A 369-nucleotide genomic window follows, 5' to 3' on the forward strand; every position below is an offset into this window, starting at 1 on the left:
CGTCTCGGACGCCGAGACCGACGGGGACCTCGCGTTCGTCACGTACGAGCGTACGGCCGACTGACGCTCGGACCGTTTCTTCCTCCGCGGTTGAACGTTCAGGCGGTATCGTCGGTGAGTGGTGCGTAGAAACGATACCGCTCGCAAATTTCTCCACACGTAACAACACTTTTGAGCGTCTGGATTGGTATGTGTTATCATGCCATTATCGGAATCGACCATCGAACCGAAGCGGTGTCCGTTCTGCGAGGCGGAGCTGGCGTCCCCCGGCGCGGGATTCGTGCGGCACATCGACGAGAGCCCGGAGTGTCGCGACGCCTTCGACACGTGGCGCGACCGCGTGACCTGTCTCTTATACCCAACTGACCC

The sequence above is a fragment of the Halorubrum sp. Ea1 genome, assembly GCF_002252965.1.
Classification (GTDB): Archaea; Halobacteriota; Halobacteria; order Halobacteriales; family Haloferacaceae; genus Halorubrum.